The organism is Clostridium akagii DSM 12554 (assembly GCF_000686725.1).
GTDB lineage: Bacteria > Bacillota > Clostridia > Clostridiales > Clostridiaceae > Clostridium_I > Clostridium_I akagii.
This window is the reverse complement of record NZ_KK366008.1, coordinates 219,470-240,253: the sequence shown is the minus strand read 5'-3', so window position 1 is coordinate 240,253 and position 20,784 is coordinate 219,470. Positions and strand designations below refer to the sequence as shown.

14 protein-coding genes are annotated in these 20,784 nt (G+C 30.7%); 13 read left to right on the top strand and 1 reads right to left on the bottom strand.

Annotated elements, in window-relative coordinates:
• Positions 1-122: 122 nt before the first annotated feature.
• From BR66_RS0119640 to BR66_RS0119590, 11 genes are all read left to right on the top strand, one after another.
• The gene (locus BR66_RS0119640; RefSeq protein ID WP_084156562.1) at positions 123-2,657 is read left to right on the top strand and encodes an Ig-like domain-containing protein; all 2,535 of its coding nucleotides are present in this window, start codon (positions 123-125) and stop codon (positions 2,655-2,657) included.
• Between the two features lie 228 nt (positions 2,658-2,885).
• Positions 2,886-5,213, top strand: a complete 2,328-nt coding sequence (locus tag BR66_RS0119635; RefSeq protein WP_026884439.1) for a glucosaminidase domain-containing protein — start codon at positions 2,886-2,888, stop codon at positions 5,211-5,213.
• A 293-nt stretch (positions 5,214-5,506) separates the two neighbouring features.
• Positions 5,507-5,944: a GtrA family protein gene (locus BR66_RS0119630; RefSeq protein ID WP_035796675.1), complete on the top strand. Its 438-nt coding sequence runs from the start codon at positions 5,507-5,509 to the stop codon at positions 5,942-5,944.
• 105 nt (positions 5,945-6,049) lie between these two features.
• Positions 6,050-6,919, top strand: coding sequence for a glucose-1-phosphate thymidylyltransferase RfbA (gene rfbA / locus BR66_RS0119625; protein WP_026884437.1), 870 nt, complete (start codon positions 6,050-6,052; stop codon positions 6,917-6,919).
• Positions 6,920-6,938: 19 nt separating this feature from the next.
• Positions 6,939-7,994 (top strand): dTDP-glucose 4,6-dehydratase, encoded by a 1,056-nt coding sequence (rfbB, locus tag BR66_RS0119620; protein WP_026884436.1) that lies wholly within the window; start codon positions 6,939-6,941, stop codon positions 7,992-7,994.
• Between the two features lie 12 nt (positions 7,995-8,006).
• Complete coding sequence (gene rfbC / locus BR66_RS0119615; protein WP_026884435.1) at positions 8,007-8,564, top strand: dTDP-4-dehydrorhamnose 3,5-epimerase; 558 nt, start codon at positions 8,007-8,009, stop codon at positions 8,562-8,564.
• An 84-nt stretch (positions 8,565-8,648) separates the two neighbouring features.
• Positions 8,649-10,037, top strand: coding sequence for a sugar transferase (locus tag BR66_RS0119610; protein WP_026884434.1), 1,389 nt, complete (start codon positions 8,649-8,651; stop codon positions 10,035-10,037).
• Positions 10,038-10,151: 114 nt separating this feature from the next.
• On the top strand, positions 10,152-10,979 hold the full coding sequence (locus BR66_RS0119605) for an ABC transporter permease (protein WP_026884433.1): 828 nt from the start codon (positions 10,152-10,154) through the stop codon (positions 10,977-10,979).
• A gap of 53 nt (positions 10,980-11,032) precedes the next feature.
• Positions 11,033-12,310 carry an ABC transporter ATP-binding protein gene (locus BR66_RS0119600; protein ID WP_026884432.1) on the top strand — a complete coding sequence of 426 codons (1,278 nt, stop codon included), beginning with the start codon at positions 11,033-11,035 and terminating at the stop codon, positions 12,308-12,310.
• Between the two features lie 24 nt (positions 12,311-12,334).
• On the top strand, positions 12,335-15,466 hold the full coding sequence (locus tag BR66_RS0119595) for a glycosyltransferase (protein WP_026884431.1): 3,132 nt from the start codon (positions 12,335-12,337) through the stop codon (positions 15,464-15,466).
• A gap of 72 nt (positions 15,467-15,538) precedes the next feature.
• Positions 15,539-16,840 carry a glycosyltransferase gene (locus BR66_RS0119590; RefSeq protein WP_026884430.1) on the top strand — a complete coding sequence of 434 codons (1,302 nt, stop codon included), beginning with the start codon at positions 15,539-15,541 and terminating at the stop codon, positions 16,838-16,840.
• Between the two features lie 57 nt (positions 16,841-16,897).
• Here the strand turns inward: BR66_RS0119590 and BR66_RS0119585 are convergent, their stop codons facing one another.
• On the bottom strand, positions 16,898-18,790 hold the full coding sequence (locus tag BR66_RS0119585; RefSeq protein ID WP_026884429.1) for a DUF2142 domain-containing protein: 1,893 nt from the start codon (positions 18,788-18,790) through the stop codon (positions 16,898-16,900).
• A gap of 409 nt (positions 18,791-19,199) precedes the next feature.
• On the opposite strand from BR66_RS0119585, the gene BR66_RS0119580 reads away from it, so the two are divergent.
• Complete coding sequence (locus BR66_RS0119580; RefSeq protein ID WP_026884428.1) at positions 19,200-20,426, top strand: glycosyltransferase family 4 protein; 1,227 nt, start codon at positions 19,200-19,202, stop codon at positions 20,424-20,426.
• Positions 20,423-20,770, top strand: a complete 348-nt coding sequence (locus BR66_RS0119575) for an EamA family transporter (RefSeq protein ID WP_026884427.1) — start codon at positions 20,423-20,425, stop codon at positions 20,768-20,770. The genes BR66_RS0119580 and BR66_RS0119575 overlap by 4 nt, the downstream gene beginning before the upstream one ends.
• Positions 20,771-20,784: the final 14 nt, after the last annotated feature.

The following is a 20,784-nucleotide window of genomic DNA, read 5'->3' as shown; positions in this document are numbered from 1 at the left end:
CTACATACATGTACAAATTGAGTCAATTATTTAATATATTACAATTTTACATAAAAAAACGCTTAATTACCTTGTATAATATTGTTAAATATGTTTTAATTAATATTGCAGGGGGGTAGATCATGAAGAAATTATTAAGTATATTTTTTGTAGCAATTTTAATTATTAGCTCTTTACCTGTGAACACTTTTGCCGATACCACACCAATTGGAGTTTCATATCAAGGACATGTAGAGAATATTGGATGGCAATCACCAGTTAGTAATGGTACAGAAGCGGGAACAGATGGAAAAGCATTAAGAGTAGAAGCACTTAAGATTAATTTAACCAATGCACCAGCAGGAGCTAAAATAGTTTATCAAGCTCATGTAGAGAATGTTGGATGGCAATCATCAGTTAGTGATGGTGCTGAAGCTGGAACAGACGGAAAAGCATTAAGGGTGGAAGGTATTAAAATTTGGTTACAAGGTTTGCCAGGTTATACAGTACAATATAGGGCCCACGTACAGAATATTGGATGGCAAACTTGGGTTAGCGATGGTAGCTTAGCTGGTACAACTGGAAAAGCGTATCGAATTGAAGCAATAGAAATTAGAGTTGTTCCATCATCTGTGACTTTAAATAAGGCTACAGATGAACTATCAGTGGGACAAAGTGATAATTTACTTGCAACTGTGGCGTCACTAGTAACAAATAACCAAGCTGTAAATTGGACATCATCAGATGAATCAGTTGCAAAAGTGGACAGCACAGGAAAAGTAACTGCAACAAAAGCGGGAATAACGTCAATAACAGCTACAACTTTAGATGGATATAAAGCCGCAAGTTGCAATGTTACTGTTAATAATGTGAATGCCACTGGCATAAGTCTTAGCAAGACCACAGATACATTACTTACAGCTGGAACAGATACACTAGTTGCAACTGTAGCGCCAGAAAACGCAACAAACAAAGCAGTGAATTGGACATCTTCAGACGCTTCTATAGTTACAGTAGATGCTTCGGGAAATGTGGTGGCATTAAAAGCAGGAGTTGCAACAGTAACGGCTACAACTTTAGATGGAAATAAGTCTGCAAGTTGTACTATTAATGTTAATACACTTGTGAATGTAAGCGGAATTAGTTTAAACAAAACTACGGATGATTTAACATCAGGACAAACTGATAATTTAACCGCAATGGTAACACCTGATAATGCAACAAATAAAGGTGTTGCATGGACATCTTCAAATAATTCCATGGTGACTGTAGATAATAATGGAAAAATAGTAGCTGTAAGTGCAGGAAATGCAATAATTACAGCAAAGACAGCAGATGGAAATAATGTTGCAACTTGCAATGTTAATGTTACTAGTACTCAAACTGATGGGATTTCAGTTGAATATGAAGGACACGTAGAAAGTGTAGGTTGGCAAAATTATGTTAGTGATGGTGAAATAGCAGGTACAGAAGGCAAGGGATTAAGGCTTGAAGCTTTAAAAATGCAACTTATAAATGCGCCAAAGGGAGCTAAAATAATATATCAAGCTCACGTTCAAAATATAGGTTGGCAATCACAATTTAGTGATGGCGGTGAGGCAGGAACAGATGGACAAGCTCTAAGAATAGAAGCATTGAAAATATCTTTAGCAAATATGCCAGGATATTCAGTTGAATATAAGGCACAAGTTCAAAATGATGGATGGCAGTCATGGGTAAAAGATGGTGCAGTAGCTGGAACTCAAGGACGCGCATTAAGGCTAGAAGCAATTAAAATAAGAATAGTCAAAAATATTAGTATTCAATATAAAATTAATGTAGAGAATACTGGTTGGGAAGCTCCGGTTTCAGATGGCACGGTAGCAGGTACACAAGAAAAACCTTTAAGAATAGAAGCAATAAATATGCAACTTTCCAATGCACCGCAGGGAGCAACTTTAAAATACCAAACTCATGTTGAGAATATTGGATGGCAAAATTGGACTGATGCTGGTAATGATGCAGGTACTATAGGACAATCCTTAAGAATTGAAGCTCTAAAAATACAACTAGTAAATGCAGCAGGATATACTGTTCAATACCAAGTTGATGTTGAAAATTTAGGATGGCAACCATGGGTTCAAGATGGACAAGAAGCCGGAACAAATGGAAAGGGACTACGGATACAGGGAATCAGAGTGCGTATAGTTTCTAATTTGGATGGTATCACTTTACCTCCAATTAATGACCCTAGCAATTCAGTTTTGAATTCCACTGCCTATAAATTGGCAGATTATTTAAGCGTGGATTCCAATGTAAACAGCACTGAGAAGGCAGCAGTGGTACTTCATAGTGGAGATCAATCCAATAATTGTGTTTATTTTTCCAGTGAAGCGCTTAGAAGAGTTGGTTTTTATGTTCCAACAACAATGGCAAATACAGCGCATTATGTTCCCTATTTAGTTAACAATGGATTTGTGAAGTATACAGACATAGGTAAAGTTGCACCAGGTAGCATTTGTTTTACAGTAAATGATGGTACAGGAAATCCTACCCATACATTTGTGTTTCTTGATTGGGTAAATCCAGACGATCATACACAAGCATATGTTGCTGATAATCAGAGTGATGGGGTTCATATTCGGAGTATGATAGATGCACCTAATATAGACCCATTTGCATTCTTTCTTCATAATTAGGTTGGTGAATAAAACTTTGTAAAGCAAGAGTGCACTAAATACAATAAGTTGTGAAGATGTATTTTATAAAGCAGAGAATAGCAAGGTGTTAATGATTAATACCCTGCTATTCTCTGCTTTATTTAAAAAACAGATTAAGAAAAATTAAGTAAATTAGTATATAAACTAAATTTAACCTTGAAAAATACGATTATTAAGGTAGAATGAATGTGGGGGGGAGGTGAAAAAATGAAAGTAGTTAAAGAAATAGTTTCTAAATCTTTAAGGGTAGTTATATTACTAGCTATAGTTATTATTTATGGACATACAATATCCGTAAATGCTGAAACGATAAGCGATGTTGGTATTACCTATCAAGCACATGTACAAAATATTGGGTGGCAAGGTCTAGTAAATAGTGGTGAAAATGCAGGTACAACAGGAAGGTCCTTAGCAGTTGAGGCCTTAAAAATGAATTTGACAACGCCTAAAACTGGAATGTATATTACCTATCAAACGCATATAGCAAACATAGGGTGGCAAACTGAAGTTCAAGATGGACAGCAGGCAGGTACAACAGGAAAAGATTTAGCAATGCAAGCTATAAAAATTCAGCTTCATAATGCCCAAGGATACCATGTACAATATCAAGTTCATGTAGAAAATTTAGGTTGGATGGACTGGGTTCAAGATGGTCAGCAGGCTGGAACAACAGGAAAAAATTTAAGAATAGAAGCTATAAGAATTAAAATTGTTAAGGACGATAGTGTTGCACCTCAAGCGGCTAATATTACTTCACTATATCAAGCAGATGTAGAAAATATAGGCTGGCAAAATTGGAGCAGTGATGGTGCTATTTCAGGAACAACAGGAAAAAGTTTGCTGATTGATGCTATAAAGATTGGAACACAAAATGCTCCAGTAGGTATGAATATAAAATATCAAGTACATGTTGGGAATATAGGTTGGATGTCTTGGGTTGAAAATGGACAAGAGGCAGGAACAACAGGACAAAATCTTGGAATTCAAGCTATAAAAATTCAGTTAGATGGTGTTACAGGATATCATGTGGAATATCAAGTGCATGTTGATAATATAGGGTGGATGCCTTGGTCGGAAGATGGACAAATAGCAGGGACAACAGGAAGAAATTTAAATGTTCAAGCAATTAGAATTAAAATTGTTAAGGATCAAGTTCACAATGTTGTAACTAAAAGTGCTATAACGTCTCCTGTTAATGCAAGTTCATTTATTAATAACCAAAGTGTAAATTTAACTGGATATTCTCTTAATCAATATGGGAATCAAGAGGTAGATGTATATGTGGATGGCAGTTTATCTGGAGCTGCTACTATGGGACTCAATTCTTCAAGCGTAGGCGGGAATGGATATGTTGATGGAAATATTAGTGGGTATTCCTATAAATTACCTATATCCATTATGGGAAATGGTACACATACTGTTACCGTACAAGCAATTGGTAAGGATTTAAGTTTAGATGGGCAATCTGTATCTATTAATGTTAAAGTACTAAATCCGGCAATATGCATTGATGGACCTCAAGATGGAACATTTATTAACACACAAACAGGTGTAATGGATATTAAGGGTTGGGCACTAAACTCCTTTGGAGTAAGTGCGGTGCAAATATATGTGAACAGCACGCATGTAAGTGATGCGACTATTGGAATTTTGAGAACTGATGTTAATAATATTTATCCGAATTATATTGGAGGTAGTAATAGCGGCTTTGATTATAGTTTGAATTATGCTTCAATACCAAATGGAGTAAATACTATTACTGTGAATAGCATAGGTAATGATGGAATTGTTACATCGCAAAGTATTAAAATATATAAGTTTGCTAGTAATAACCAATATGGTACAAATTATAGCAATACACTTTCACAGGCTGTAAATACTCAGATGAATTATGGTCAACCTGTCATGGCTTCAAATTGGCAATGGGTAAGTGCTGATAGTAATACTGTTAGGCATTACGTTGATCCGACAAATTTCATGGACAATTATGGGATTTATCAATTTCTAAGACTTGATTATATGCAAGGAGTAACAGTTGCTGATTTAAATTCAATACTAGCAGGGAAAGGCGTTCTAAATAATAAAGGATCACAATTTCTTGCTGCTGCTCAGCAAAGTAATATTAATCCAATTTATCTTGTATCCCATGCGTTACTTGAAAGCGGAAATGGGACATCGCAACTTGCGACTGGAGTTGTTGTAAATGGAAGAACTACATATAATCTGTTTGGAATAGGTGCATATGATAGTAATCCTATTACCATGGGTGCACAATATGCGTTCGATCAAGGGTGGTTTAGCGTAGATCAAGCAATAGCTGGTGGAGCAAATTGGATATCAAGTCAATATATTAATAATGGTAATTATAAGCAAAACACTTTATATAAGATGAGATGGAATCCAGCTTCTCCTGGAAATCATCAGTATGCTACAGATGTAAGTTGGGCATACAGTCAGATAAGCAACATAAAAAAATTAGTGAATATGGTTCAAAATCCATCACTTCAATTTGATATACCAATATATAAAAATTAGTTTTTAAAATATTTATATCAACGTGATTCGTAATCAGTAAACTGATTAATTGATATAAATCTAATTAAAAAAGGAACTGACATTTAAATTAATTTAAATGTCAGTTCCTTTTTGATTTAAAATCAAAAATATACGTTATTTGTTATATATTATTTAAATTTTAAAATTAAACAAATAAATGGACTTAAATATTGTTGTTTTTTTGATTTTATATTATAATTTACAATGTGCCATGACTAAAAGGTAACAAAAATAAGGTAATGATTAAAAATAATTTGTAATGAGGTATTATAATGGGCATATTATATAAACTAAAACAAAAATACGCTAGAGAGGATATAAAAGAGAAAATTCTATATTTGCTATTTGGAGTAATTACAACTCTGATAAATATACTTATATATTGGGCATTAAGTGTGCTTTTTCAAATGAATTATTTTATTGCAAATGTAATTGCATGGTTTTTTTCTATTCTTTTTGCTTTTGTTACTAACAAGGTATTTGTATTTAAAAGTTATAACAAAACTATTAATTATATTATAAAAGAAGGTATATATTTCCTTTTAGCTAGATTAGTATCTTTAGCATTGGATTCTGGAACAATGTTTGTATTAATACAAATATTAAAAATTAATGGTATTTATGCAAAATTAGTTTCTAATATTTTTGTTGTTTTATTTAATTATTTTGCTAGCAAATTTGTCATATTTAGAAATAAATTGGAGCTATAATAAGGACATTTAAAAATAGACAAACACCATGGTTTGTTGTATAATTGACTTGTTTGTTTAAAAAAATATGAAATATACATATAGAAAATAAGGAGGTAATACATAATGAAAGGAATTATTTTAGCTGGAGGTTCTGGTACTAGGCTATATCCATTAACAAAGGCTGTATCAAAACAAATACTACCAATTTATGATAAGCCTATGATATATTATCCGTTATCTGTTTTGATGCTAGCGGATATAAGAGAAATTTTGATAATTTCAACACCAAGAGATTTGGATGTATTTAAGGAACTTCTAGGTGATGGAACTCAATTTGGATTAAAGCTTAGTTATGCTGTCCAGAGCGAACCAAGAGGACTAGCTGATGCCTTTATTATTGGAGAAAAATTTATTGGAAATGATAAAGTAGCATTAGTTTTAGGGGATAATATATTCCATGGTTATGGATTTACTGAAAGGCTTAAAAGGGCAGCTTCAAGAGAAAAAGGAGCTACTATTTTTGGATACCACGTAAGTAATGCAAGGGCTTATGGCGTAGTTGAATTTGATGATGATAACAATGTTATTTCAATTGAAGAAAAGCCAGAGGAGCCAAAATCTAACTATGCAGTTCCTGGATTATATTTCTATGATAACGAAGTTGTAAAAGTTGCTAAAAATATAAAACCATCTGCAAGAGGAGAAATTGAAATAACTGCTGTAAATAATGAGTATTTGAATAATGGAAATTTAAAAGTAGAGCTTTTTGGAAGAGGTATGGCATGGTTTGATACAGGAACGCATAAAAATCTTTTGGATGCTGCTAATTTTGTAGAAGCAATTCAAACTAGACAAGGGTTATATATAGCTTGCCTAGAAGAGATTGCGTACAGTAACAAATGGATAGATGCAGAGCAAGTTAAAAATCTTGCTAAGCCTTTGATGAAAACAAATTATGGTAAATATTTAATGAGTTTAATTGAAAACAAATAGTTTTGGAGGTATAAAATATATGAAAACATATTTAGTTACAGGTGGGGCTGGTTTTATTGGTTCAAATTTTGTGCATTATATGCTAAATAAGTACAATGATATTAAAATAATAAACATAGATAAATTAACTTATGCAGGTAATTTGGAGAATCTTAAAATGGTGGAAAGTAACCCTAATTATTCTTTTGTACAAGGGGACATATGTGATAAAGAGACTATTGAAAAGATATTTGAAGAAAATGAAATAGATTATCTTGTTAACTTTGCAGCAGAATCACACGTTGACAGAAGCCTTAGAGAACCAGAAGTTTTTGCAAAAACTAATGTTTTAGGAACGGTGACTTTACTTAATGCAGCAAAAAAATATTGGGAAACATCAGACGGATTTAAAAAAGGGAAAAAATATCTTCAAGTGTCAACAGATGAAGTTTATGGTTCACTAGGAGAAACAGGATATTTCATGGAAACAACACCTATAGATTCACATAGTCCATACTCGTCCAGCAAAGCAGGAGCAGATCTTATGGTTAAGGCCTATTTTGATACTTTTAAGATGCCTGTTAATATAACAAGATGCTCAAATAATTATGGACCTTATCAATTCCCTGAAAAGTTAATACCGCTAATAATAAATAATTGCTTAGACAAGAAAGATTTACCTATATATGGTGATGGACTTAATATAAGAGATTGGCTTTTTGTTGAAGATCATTGCAAAGCAATAGATATGGTAATTAATAACGGAAGACTTGGTGAAGTTTATAATATCGGTGGACATAATGAAAGAACAAACATTTATATAGTAAAGACTATAATAGAATTTGTTGGTAATAATATAGATAAAGAGGTTACAGAAAATTTGATAAAATATGTGGCGGACAGAAAAGGACATGATAGACGATATGGTATTGATCCTACAAAGATAAAAGATGAATTAGGTTGGGAGCCTGAAACTACTTTTGAAATTGGAATAAAAAAGACAATACAATGGTATTTAGATAACAAAGAATGGATGGATAACATCACTTCTGGACAATATGAAAAATATTATAAAAAAATGTATGGTAAAAATTAAGGAGTGAATTAGATGGGAAAATTTAATTTTCACAAAACTGATATAGAAGGTGTCTACATAATTGAACCTGAGGTGTTTGGAGATAACAGAGGATATTTTATGGAAACTTATAATTTAGATGAATTTAAAGAAGCAGGGCTAGGAATGTCATTTGTTCAAGATAATCAGTCAAAATCCAAAAAAGGTGTTTTAAGAGGATTACACTTTCAAACTCAGCATTTGCAAGGTAAACTTGTAAGAGTAACTAGTGGAGAAGTTTTTGATGTAGCAGTTGACCTCAGAAAAGGTTCTAATACTTATGGAAAATGGGTTGGTGTAAAGTTAAGTGCAGAAAATAAAAAACAATTTTACATACCAGAAGGCTTTGCTCATGGGTTCTTAGTACTTTCAGAAGAAGCCGAATTTGTATATAAATGTACAGATTTATATCACCCAGAATTTGAAGGCGGTATAGCTTGGAATGATCCAGAGATAGGTGTAGAGTGGCCTACTGAAGGAATAGAGGAAGTAATTTTGGCTGAGAAGGATAAAAAAAGGAAAAGCTTAAAGGAATGTAAAATAGAATTCTAGCTGAAACTTAGGCAATACCCTAATCAGTATTATGGTATTGCCTAAATTTTATTAATGCGCCTATAAAAAAAGAGAGGTAAGAAAATGAAAAAAAGCCAATCTTTAAATAATTTATACGAATTGCTACTTACAATAATTGATGTGCTGCTTGTGGTATCATCCATATATTTATCATATATAATCGAATTTCACCGTTGGTATCCGCCTAAACATAATTTTGACCCATTTATTAAGATGATTCCATTTATTATAATTATATATTTGATATTTATGTACACCTATGGTCTATCTGATTTGATTAAGCAATCTGTAGGAGAAATAGTGTATTCTGTATTCTTGACTATTATTTTATTGTCAATTTTCACTATGGCAATGACATTCTTTTTCAGAGGATTAGGTTATCCCAGAGGAGTAGTTGTTTATAGTTCTATTATTCAAGTTGTTATACTGAGTATGTGGAAGACATTGATATGGAAAGTTAAGAGAAACTTATACGGGAAAAAAGATGTTATTATAATAGGAGATTCAAACGTGGAACACGTGGCTAAAAAAATTATTATGAAGCAAAGTGATTTATATAATATTAAATATATTTGTGGATCTTCATATAAAGATGTTGATAGACTAATTGGCGAAGTTGATATTGTAATACTTTGTGATGATGTAACAAGTGAACTCAAAGATTACATACTTGACAAATGTTTGGTTGAACAAAAAAGTGTATTAATAGTACCAACCATGAGCGACTTTGCATTGTTTGGATCAAGACTTAATAAAATTGATGACCTTCCTCTTCTTATGGCAAAGCCACTTTGTCTTACAGGAGAAGAAAAGGCAATAAAGAGAGCTTTGGATGTGGTGTTAACTGTTGTGGGAACCATAATAGGTTCGCCAATTATGGGTATTGTTGCTCTTGCAATTAAACTATCAGATGGTGGAAATGTATTATATACTCAGGAAAGAGTAACTGAAGGCGGTAGAAGCTTCAAATTGTTCAAATTCAGATCAATGAAGATGAATGCTGAAAAATCTTCAGGACCAATGCTTTCAACTGACAAAGATGCTAGGATAACCAATGTAGGAAGAGTAATTAGAGCAACAAGACTAGATGAACTTCCACAGCTTTTCAATATACTTAAAGGGGATATGAGTATAGTTGGTCCAAGACCTGAGAGACCTTTTTATGTAGATAAATTCGAAAAGGAAATACATGATTATAAATATAGAACTGCAGTTAAAGCAGGACTTACTGGTTTTGCACAGGTATACGGTAAATATAATACAACTCCTGAAGATAAGGCTAGGTACGATATTATATATATTAAAAACTATTCAGTCCTTCTTGATATAAAACTTATATTTCAAACAATTAAAATAATATTTATGAAAGAGAGTACTGAAGGAGTAAAAGAAGATATTAAACTAGAAAAGCTTATTGAGGATAGGCATCTAGATGTAAGAATATTTAAATAAGTTGAAAAAAGTACAAATATGAGTTAATATAATAATGGTTTTCTATGAATAAAAGGGAGTTGATTGCAGGAAATTTGTGCTTTTTTACAAAAATCTGATAGTATAGGTGATTAAATGATTAAAGATATTAAAAACTTAATTGATAGTATACATGAAATATATATGTCTAAAGAGTTGTTAATTAATTTAACAACAAAAGAATTAAAACTAAAATATAGAAATTCAGTATTGGGATTCTTTTGGTCACTACTTAATCCTATAATGATGATGGCAGTTTATACGTTCGCATTTACGTATATTATGCCTAACACCACCCCTAATTATACAGTAGCTCTTTTAGCGGCATTGTTGCCTTGGAACTTTTTTTCTGCAGCAGTGCAGGGAAGTACAACTTCCATTGTTTCAAATGCTAATTTAATAAAAAAAGTATATTTTCCAAGAGAAATAATACCATTGTCAATTATATTTTCAAACTTTGTTAGCTTTATAATAACGCTTAGTATACTGTTTGCTGCCATGGCAATAGACCATATTAAGATAGGATGGGTAATACTTCTTTATCCTGTTGTACTGGTATTGTTACTGGGGTTGTCAATTGGTTTGTCATATTTTCTATCTGCATTAAATGTTTTATATAGGGATATTTCACATTTTGTAGAAATTTTCTTTATGCTTTGGATGTATTTGACACCTGTTATTTACACATATGCTACAGTTGCGAATAGGATGGCGGCATTTGGGAAAAAAGGTCAACTGATGCAAATAGCATTTTTAATGAATCCCATGACTTTAGTTGTAGAGAGTGGAAGAGACTTACTACTTTATCATACAATGCCTCCACTGTGGTATTTAATAGCACTTTTAGTTATAGATGTACTACTGATTGTAATAGGAAACAAAGTCTTTAGAAAAATTGAAGAAAAGTTTGCTGAGGAAATTTAGTCGATATATAAATATGACAAAAATTTATAGTGAGAAAAGGTGTTGCGGATATTATGTCAGTTATAGAATTTAAACATGTAACAAAATATTTTAATATATACCAGAACAAGAGTAATTCAATAAAAGAACAATTTTTAAACAAGGTATTAAACAGAAATAAATTGGAAGTTGAACAAATGTTTGTTCTAAAGGATGCATCTTTTAAAGTAGAAAAGGGTCAAACAGTTGGTATAATAGGTGAAAATGGTACAGGAAAAAGTACCAGCTTAAAGCTAATATCTAATATCCTTAAAGCTAATTCTGGAGAAATTTCCGTTCAGGGAAAGATATCATCGCTACTTGAAGTAGGTGTTGGATTCCAGCCGGATTTATCAGGTAGGGAAAATATTTATTTATATGGATCTATCCTTGGTCTTAGTAAGGCAGAAATAGAGAATCAATATGATGAAATAGTTGAGTTCTCAGAACTAGAAAGGTTCATGGATACTCCAGTTAAAAATTATTCTTCTGGAATGTACATGAGACTAGCATTTGCAGTAGCTATAAATGTTGATCCAGATATTCTACTATTTGACGAAGTGCTTTCAGTTGGAGATTCGAATTTTCAAAAAAAATGTATTAATAAGATATTAGATTTTAAAAGAAGAGGAAAAACTATAGTATATGTTTCTCATGACATGAGTACAGTAAGTAGAATATGTGACAAGGTTATTTTTATAAAGAGAGGAGGCTATATTTTAGAAGGGCCTACTGAAAGAATGATCGGATTGTACATGAAGCTTACATATTCAGCTGATGACGCGGAAAAAGAAAAACTGAATACTTATATTGAAAATAATAAGTCTGATGAAATTTCTCCGGATTTTAATATTAAAATGCACGAAGCAAAAGAATATATAAATGGAAACCGTGAGGGAAATAAAGATCTTGAAATTACAGAACTGTATTTCTCAGATAAAGAAGGAAGACCAAGAAATTTATACGGAACAGAAGAAGACATTAAGGTAAATATTAAATTTAAAAAGAATAAAGAAGTAAAACATGCCGTTTTGATTTTTAAAATATACACTGAAGAGGGATGGCTGATTGTTTATCATACTTGTCAGCAAGACGGTATACTTATTACCGATATTAAGGATACTAATAGTCTTAGCCTTATAATAAAAAATGATTTGTTTTTAAAATCTAAATACTATTTTACAGTGGGATTATACGATGAAGCATGTGAAAATCCATATGACGTTAGGGAAAAACATTATTGGTTTTATGTACATGAAAGCAACATTGAGGAAGCTGGAAAAATCAAAGTTAAGTGTGATTGGCAACTATAATGATAAATCGAAAGTGGTGTTTATATGAGTGAACGTAGTGTTAGCTTCATTATTGTTAACTATAACGGTTTGCAGCATTTAAAAGAGTGCTTTGAAACAATACAAAGCCTTAATTATAATAAAAATAAAATTCAATGTATTATGGTAGATAACGGTTCCACTGATGGATCTGTACAATTTGTTGAAAGTAAGTTTCCATATGTTGATATAATAAAAAATGATACCAATGAGGGTTTTGCAAAACCAAATAATGATGCTGCTAAAATTGCTACAGGTGACTACCTTGCATTGATAAATAATGATATGAAAATAGACAAAAATTGGCTAAATGACATGTTTGAAACCTTAGATAATTGCTCAGATGATGGCGAATATGCATGCGTAGGAAGTAAAATAGTCAATTGGGATGGCACCAAATTAGATTTTGCAGGTGGCAGTGTGAATTTTGCTGGATATGGATATCAATTTGATTATGGTATGGATATAAAAGAGGCCGATAAAAAATATAATAAGGATAATGATATACTTTTTGCGTGTGGCGGTTCTCTTATTATTAATAGAGACGTATTTCTTGAGATTGGTGGTTTCGATGAGGATTATTTTGCATATTACGAAGATGTAGATCTTGGTTGGAGACTTTGGATACTTGGATATAAGGTTAGATTTTGTGCAAAATCAAAATGTTATCATAAACATAATGGGACATCAAAAAAATTCAATACCCACAAAATGAAAACCTTATTTGAGCGAAATGCACTTTATACAATTTACAAAAACTATTCACAAGAAAATTTTGATATAGTATTATGTAATTTGTTTTTGATGATTCAAAGGATACAGATGGATCTTAAAATTTCAGATGATTCATATGATATAACAAATGATAAAGAAATATTTTTTCAAGTTGACAATGAAAAAGGTAACTATTCATCTTTAGTTGCAATAAACAATTTAACTAGCAATTTGGAAAGACTAAACGAGAAAAGGCAATTCATTCAAAAGAATAGAAAAATCAGTGATATAGATATAAAGAATTTATTACCAAATCCACTTATGCCATTTCCAGTGGAATATTATCACGATTACAAATACCTTGATAAATTCCAAAATATGCTTAATAACTATAAGGTGGAAGAAAAACTGGAAACAAAATTCAGAAGAAAGGTATTACTTATTTCAAATGAGCCAATAGGGAAAAAAATGGCTGGTCCTGGAATAAGATATTTAGAGTTTGCAAAACATTTGCGTATAGATAATGATGTAGTTCTAGCAATACCCAATAAAACAGATCTTCAGGGCGAATATGATAATATTGAAATTATTGAATATGAGCTTGGAAATGCAGGAGACCTAATTAAGGCAGCTTGGGAAAGTGATATAATTATACTTCAAGGGTTAATATTAGAATTAGTTCAAGAGTTAAAAGATATATGTAAACAAAAAATCCTTGTAGTTGATATATATGATCCATTTGTAATAGAGATATTAGAAACATTTAAAAATAAAAATATTAAAAATAGGCTAAATATCCATAATTCTAATCTTCAGATTCAAATTGAACAATTAAGGCTTGGCGATTATTTTATATGTGCGAATGATAAACAAATGGATATGTGGATTGGTATGTTAACGGCACTAAATAAAGTTAATCCATATGAATACAATTTATCATCTAAATTGGATAAATTGATAGATCTAGTTCCTTTTGGTATAAGCAGTGAAAACCCAGTTAAAACAAAGGAATTGATGAAAACAAAGGTATCAAATTTAAAACCTGATGATAAGATATTAATATGGGGTGGTGGAATTTGGAACTGGTTTGATCCTGTCACACTTATACAGGCAGTATATGCTATTTCCCAAAAACGAAGTGATATTAAATTGTTCTTTATGGGGGTAAAGCATCCCAATCCTGCAGTTCCTGAAATGGAAGTAGCAGTTGAGGCTGTAAAACTTGCAGAAGAGCTTGGGATTAAAGATAAATATGTCTTTTTTAATATGGATTGGGTAGATTATAATGAAAGGCAAAATTTCCTTCTAGAATCGTTTGCGGGGGTAAGTTGCCACTTAGATAATCTTGAAACACGGTTCTCTTTTAGGACAAGAATACTTGATTATTTATGGGCAGAATTACCAATAATAGCCACAGAAGGGGACTATTTCGCTGAACTAATTAAAGAAAGAAAAATAGGAGTCGTTGTAAAATATAAGGATTCAGAGTCATTAGAGAATGCTATTATAATGATGGCTGATGATGGAGATTTCTACAAGGAGTGCAAGAAGAATTTAAAGGTTGTACGAGAAGAATATAGATGGGATGTTGTAATGAAACCACTTGTTGATTTTTGCAATTCACCAATAAAGAAAAAAGATGCATATGCCTATGACAACAGCAATTATATTGTAGATCTAGAACAGGAAAAGCAGGACGGAGCAGTTGGGCAATTAGTAGCTGGTAGAAGAATTGGTCAAAAATTCAGATGTAGATATCCTAATTTAACTTCAGTGGAGGTTAAGGTAGCAACTTATGCAAGGATTAACGTTCATAAGATTAAGTTTAAATTATACGAAGCATCGAAGAATGAAGTGGTAGCTGAAAAGGAAATAGAGGCTAATGTTTTAGTAGATAATTCATGGGTAACAGTTGATTTTAAACCAATAATAAATTCTGAAGGTAGAGAATTTTACTTCTATTTTGAGGGGTGTACTAGTGAGTATGAAAATAGCATAACCTTATGGAAGACAGATAGTGAAGGTAAGTTTGGATCAATATGGGAGAATGGAAGGGCTATTGGTGGAAGTTTGGTATTTAGAACTAAATGTGTTTATTCTAAAAAACCTCTTGACCCTAAAATTGGATTAATGTTGTCAAAAACTGATGATGAAGATTTAAGTATGTCAGAGGATTTTGGTGAAGAAATGGAAGGGCTAATAAAAAATCAAACTACAGACAATAATATTAATGAGGTTTTAGTAAAGAAGTTTAAGAGATTGCAAAAATTAGAAAAAAAGGTTACAATCATGGAACAGAGTCTTAATGAAAAGGAAATAGATATAAATCGTCTTTCTAGTTGGATGGAAAGTATAGATAAAAGGCTAAAAAGGCTAAAAAATATCAATATTTTCTCGTTTTTTAAGAGGATTTTCAGGAAATAAAATTGTTCTAGATAAGTGATGACATTGTCATGTATCTAGAACTTTATAAAATAAGATGAAGAGGTTATTGTTGTGAAAAAAATATTACTCATCAGCCCGGATGTCCTAGCAAAAAAAATGACAGGACCTAGTATTAGATATTTTAATTTTGCTAAAGAACTAAGTAAACAATTCATCGTTACACTATATATTCCCAATAAAGTATCTGATCTAGATTTAAGCGAAGAAAAATTTGAAGTAATTAAAGGCGATAAGACTGCACTCAAGATATGTGCAGAGAATAGTGATTCAATTGTAGTACAGGGGATTGCATTTAGATTATATCCATTCTTAAAAAAAATAAAAAAGCCTAAAGTGGTAGATATATATGATCCAATAACCCTAGAAAATTTAGAACTTAGAAAGTTTATAAATTTTAATGATAGACTTACATATCATGAAACTGACCTAGATCTTATTTTGGAACAACTTGCATTAGGTGATTATTTTATATGCTCCAGTGAAAAGCAAAAAGATTATTGGCTTGGAATGCTTGCGGCAATTAATAGAGTAAACCCAGTTACATATAGTGATAACATTAATATGGAAAAACTTATTGGGGTGGTACCATTTGGACTAGATAACGAAGAACCGGTTAAAACAAAGCAAGTATTAAAGGGAGTATGGCCTAATATAGGAAAAGAAGATAAGGTTCTAATTTGGGGTGGCGGAATATGGAATTGGTTTGACCCTCTTACCTTGATTGAAGCAATGAATGTTATTTGTAAAAAGAGAGATGACATAAAGCTATTTTTTATGGGAATTGGTCATCCAAACATGAATTCTGATACTACAGTAGCAGAAGAATGCATTAAAAAGGCTAAGGAATATGGACTATATGATAAAAATATATTTTTTAATGATTGGGTTGAATATTCTGAAAGGCAAAACTTTTTGATGGAAGCAGATCTTGGTGTTAGCACATATCTAAATAATTTAGAAACTAGATTTTCTTTTAGGACTAGGATATTAGACTATTTATGGTGTGAGCTTCCTATGGTTTTAACTAAAGGCGATTATATGTCAGAATTAGTTGAAAAGAATAAACTTGGATTCTGTCATAATGAAAAAGATTATAGTGAATTAGCTAATATTATAATTGAGACGTTAGAAGATAGTGAGAGGTATGAAAGTTTCAGACAAAATATAAGAGAAATTAAGGATGAATTTAAGTGGAAAAATGTTGTTGAGCCGTTAAAAATATTTTGTAATGAACCATACATATCAAGTGATATATCAAAAAAAGTTAAAATCTTTTATAAACATGGAAGCTTGATCAAATATTACTTTATTAGAATAAAATCAAAAATAATACGAATGCTAAATAAACATTAGCATGAAAAAGAAGCCACATTTATTATGGCTTCTTTTTTCATGCTAATGTTTATCAGATTAATTATTACATTGTAAAAAAATTTTTATTGCAGTCATAAGTAATAGTGAACTAGATCCTATTGATATAATATAATTAAGATTTTCTTCTTTGAATTTATATAATATTTTATCATTTTTGAATAATAAGAAAAATGGTAATAATAAAGGGGCAAAGTATCTTCCTTGAACACCTAAAATATCTGCACTTCCAACTGGTGTAAATGTTAAATACAATGCACTAATAACTAGTCCCCAACTAAGGCCTACAGATAAAAGTATAAATACTTTGGAAGATATTTTAAGACTTAGAATATCAGATTCATTATCTGTAATAGCTATTGTAAATAGCGAAATTAAGATGGTAAGGAACCAGATAGGATCTAAGGAGCCAAAATAAGCTAATGCTGTAGCGGGATAACTAAAGTAACTCATAATGGAACCTGCTACAAAGTTATAAACAGTATGTATAAACGTAGGAAAATTGTGGACAATGTAAAGTATTTGACCATGAACGTTAACTCCTGGCATAGCCCATTGATTCATATTATTACTTGATGCAAATGCATATGTAATCGCGGCTATTAAACCTGTAATTATCAATGTAGACAAACGCATAAGCAAATTAGGTATTTTTTTATTATGTTTGAATTTAGAAATAGGTATAGCAAATATCAAAATGCATAGTGGTGCATAAGTTACTTTACACATTGTTGTAATGGCAACGGAGGCTGTAAAGCCTAAAATCATTTTATAATTAATGAAACCATCCTCAGCACATAACATATTAATAAATATGGAAACTGCTGCTAAAGCAAATATATTTGTTAATGGGTCCACTGAATAGGACACAGCAGTGAACACAACACCTGGTAGCAGTAGAATCATAAAAATCAACCTTTTAGCAATCTTTACTTTTTTAATTATTAAGGATCCTAAAATTGCGTATATCAACAGTGAAAAAAATCTACCAAGGTAAAATGTTAATATAAATGGCAGTTTAAATAGCTTACCTAGAAAGATACCAATTGAAGATGGAATATATGGAACAAATAAGTAAGTTTGTGCAGTTGAAGTATAAAACTTCTTAGTTGACGAATAGTCTTTTGTAAAAAAGGTTTTGGTGAATTCCAGTCTCTCTTTATACGAATTATCTACGTTATAATAATGATTAAAATTAAAAAAAACATTAATATTAGAAACCCAATTTATAGGCTTTCCATGGGAAAAACCTGGATCAAATGAGGCGGTTTGATAAGATTTTATAAAATGCTCTCTTTCGTCATAAGCATAATATGGTGGTATTGACAATGAAATTATAGTACCTAATGTTAATACTAAAACAAGAAAATTAATATGAAGCTTTTGTTTAGACAATTGTTTGAAGAATATAAAGAATAGGACCACAATTAACACAGACAAAATAATCAAGAATCTAATTATATTAAAGGTAAACCTATTATCTATAACAACTGAATCAATGGATATGGATTTAACTACTTTGTCCACATTTATATAAAATTTAGCATTATTCACTTTAGCGTTTACAGCTATAAATGCATAATTTTTCAAACCTATATTAGTTGTGGTTGCTACACCAGTTTTTGAATTAGCCCAATATATACCAAAATTATTCGTTGATGGACTAAGATTTAATTTTATAAAGGAGATATATTTATTACCGGGTATTTGAAAATATGGTTTGCTACCAACAATAACAAATTTTTCACCTTCAAGCTTCATATTGTGTAAAATTAAATCATTTTTATTAACTTGAATTAAACCCCTTTCATCTTTGGGTATAGTGAAATATTTTGCGTTAAAGAAAAATATCTCAATGAAAATACAAATTAATAAAGTTGCTAATACTATAACAAATTTGGTTAAGGATTTTTTGATACTAAGATTTTGCATAAAAACACTCCTAATAGTTAATCGGCTATGCTAAAATTTTTGGTGATGAGTATAACTAATTTATGATTATATGTAAAGCTATGAGAAAAATAATAAAATCAACAATAACCTTATAATAGTATCAAAATGCATAACGTATGTCAACATTTTTAACTTTTATATATGTCCCAATGCTCATTATTATCTTTATCAACAATATTAATAGCTGAAAGTTGTAGAAGCATTAAATAACAAAATCGTATCATAAAATTTATAACTTGACTTATATTGTATAAAATAATAATATAAATTGTGGTGATGTGCATAAAAATCTTATTTATCAATAAAATTCGAAAATTAGGTAAATGGTTAAAGTGAAAAAATAATATTGAATTTAAGACTAAACTTAATATAAGGGGTAAGATAATATATGAATAAAATTTTTATTGTTGCTAGCTGGGCAGATATAAAGACAAACAACGGATTTGATCGTTTAAGCTATGTAGCAAGGACATTTTCAAACAACGACTTTGAAACTACATTAGTAACATCAGATTACAATCATCATGGAAAAAAGTTTCATGAAAATATAAATGAAACTTTGTTTGACTATAAGATAAAACTTATACATGAATTGGGATACAGAGGCAATATTTCAATAAAAAGAATATTAAGCCATGCTATATTCGCAAGAAATATTAAAAAATATTTATTTCAATTAAAAAAAGAAGATTATCCTAATGTTATTTATGTTAGTATGCCTTTTAGTACAGCAACACTAGCATGTAAATCATTCTGTAAAAAAAATAATATTCCGTTAATTGTGGATGTGATAGATTTATGGCCAGAAGCATTTATTGGAATAACAAGCGTACCTAGGATATTATCACAAACAATGGTTCTTCCATGGCAATTACTTTCAAATAAAGCATATAGGTGTGCGGATGCAATTGTATCTCATAATTATACATATTTAAATCGAGCTCTTAAAGAAACCAAGGAAAATATTCCTAATGAAATGGTTTATCTAGGCTCAGATTTACAATTCGCAGAAAAATGCCAAGAAAAATATGATGATGAAATTTTTAAGGGAGAAGATGAATTTTGGATTAGTTATGTGGGTAGTTTAGCGGAAAACTACGATTTAGATACAATTGTACTAGCAGTTAGTAAATTGAAGCAAAAGGGTATAAATAACATAAAAATACTTTTCTTAGGTACTGGTCCATATGAAAATAAATTGAAAGGGTTAGCAGAAAACCTAAATGTTAATTATTTCATTACAGGATATATTGAATATGCTAAACTAATAGCATACCTCTGCAAGTGCGATATAGCAATGAATGCAATAAAAAATCCCGTTATAATTATAAGTTATAAAACTAGTGATTATTTTACAGCTGGTCTTCCTATAATAAATAGTTCAAAGGGAGAATTGCAAAATTTAATTGATAAACACAAAATGGGATTTTATTATAAAACTGGTGATGTAAAAATGTTGGCTGAAAAAATAGAGACACTCTACTCGGATAGAAATCTTTTAAAACAAATGAAGGATAATTCTAAAATTTTTGCTAATCAATATCTTGATAAAAAGAAAAATTACATAAAATTAGTAAATTTAGCAAATAATATGCTAAGGGAGAAAAAAATATGACAATAAGTATAATTATATATTTAATTTGTACAGTAGCGGGACTTGTTTTTATTAAGATGGGTTCACAAAATACAGGCATTGTTTTAAAAAGTAATGTATTAAGTATAGATATAAATGTTATTTTGATTTTAGGTTTCTTATTTTATATAATAAGCTTTTTGCTTTGGATTAAAATTCTAAAAGGTAATAGTTTAAGTTATATTGTGCCTATTACCACAGGACTTAGCCAAATATTAATATTGATAGCTTCAGTGTTAGTATTTAAAGAGAATATAACTATGTTTAAAGGTGTTGGAGTAATAATTGTTTTAGTTGGTGTTATTGTAATTAACTTAGGAAAATAAAAATGTATAGGAGG

Excerpts from the sequence above, each read along its gene's own strand:
- BR66_RS0119585 (WP_026884429.1), bottom strand. The coding sequence starts at position 18,790 with ATGCAAAATCTTAGTATCAAAAAATCCTTAACCAAATTTGTTATAGTA.
- BR66_RS0119630 (WP_035796675.1), top strand. The coding sequence starts at position 5,507 with ATGGGCATATTATATAAACTAAAACAAAAATACGCTAGAGAGGATATA.
- BR66_RS0119605 (WP_026884433.1), top strand. The coding sequence starts at position 10,152 with ATGATTAAAGATATTAAAAACTTAATTGATAGTATACATGAAATATAT.
- BR66_RS0119580 (WP_026884428.1), top strand. The coding sequence starts at position 19,200 with ATGAATAAAATTTTTATTGTTGCTAGCTGGGCAGATATAAAGACAAAC.
- BR66_RS0119595 (WP_026884431.1), top strand. The coding sequence starts at position 12,335 with ATGAGTGAACGTAGTGTTAGCTTCATTATTGTTAACTATAACGGTTTG.
- BR66_RS0119600 (WP_026884432.1), top strand. The coding sequence starts at position 11,033 with ATGTCAGTTATAGAATTTAAACATGTAACAAAATATTTTAATATATAC.
- BR66_RS0119610 (WP_026884434.1), top strand. The coding sequence starts at position 8,649 with ATGAAAAAAAGCCAATCTTTAAATAATTTATACGAATTGCTACTTACA.
- BR66_RS0119635 (WP_026884439.1), top strand. The coding sequence starts at position 2,886 with ATGAAAGTAGTTAAAGAAATAGTTTCTAAATCTTTAAGGGTAGTTATA.
- rfbC (WP_026884435.1), top strand. The coding sequence starts at position 8,007 with ATGGGAAAATTTAATTTTCACAAAACTGATATAGAAGGTGTCTACATA.
- rfbB (WP_026884436.1), top strand. The coding sequence starts at position 6,939 with ATGAAAACATATTTAGTTACAGGTGGGGCTGGTTTTATTGGTTCAAAT.
- BR66_RS0119640 (WP_084156562.1), top strand. The coding sequence starts at position 123 with ATGAAGAAATTATTAAGTATATTTTTTGTAGCAATTTTAATTATTAGC.
- BR66_RS0119575 (WP_026884427.1), top strand. The coding sequence starts at position 20,423 with ATGACAATAAGTATAATTATATATTTAATTTGTACAGTAGCGGGACTT.
- rfbA (WP_026884437.1), top strand. The coding sequence starts at position 6,050 with ATGAAAGGAATTATTTTAGCTGGAGGTTCTGGTACTAGGCTATATCCA.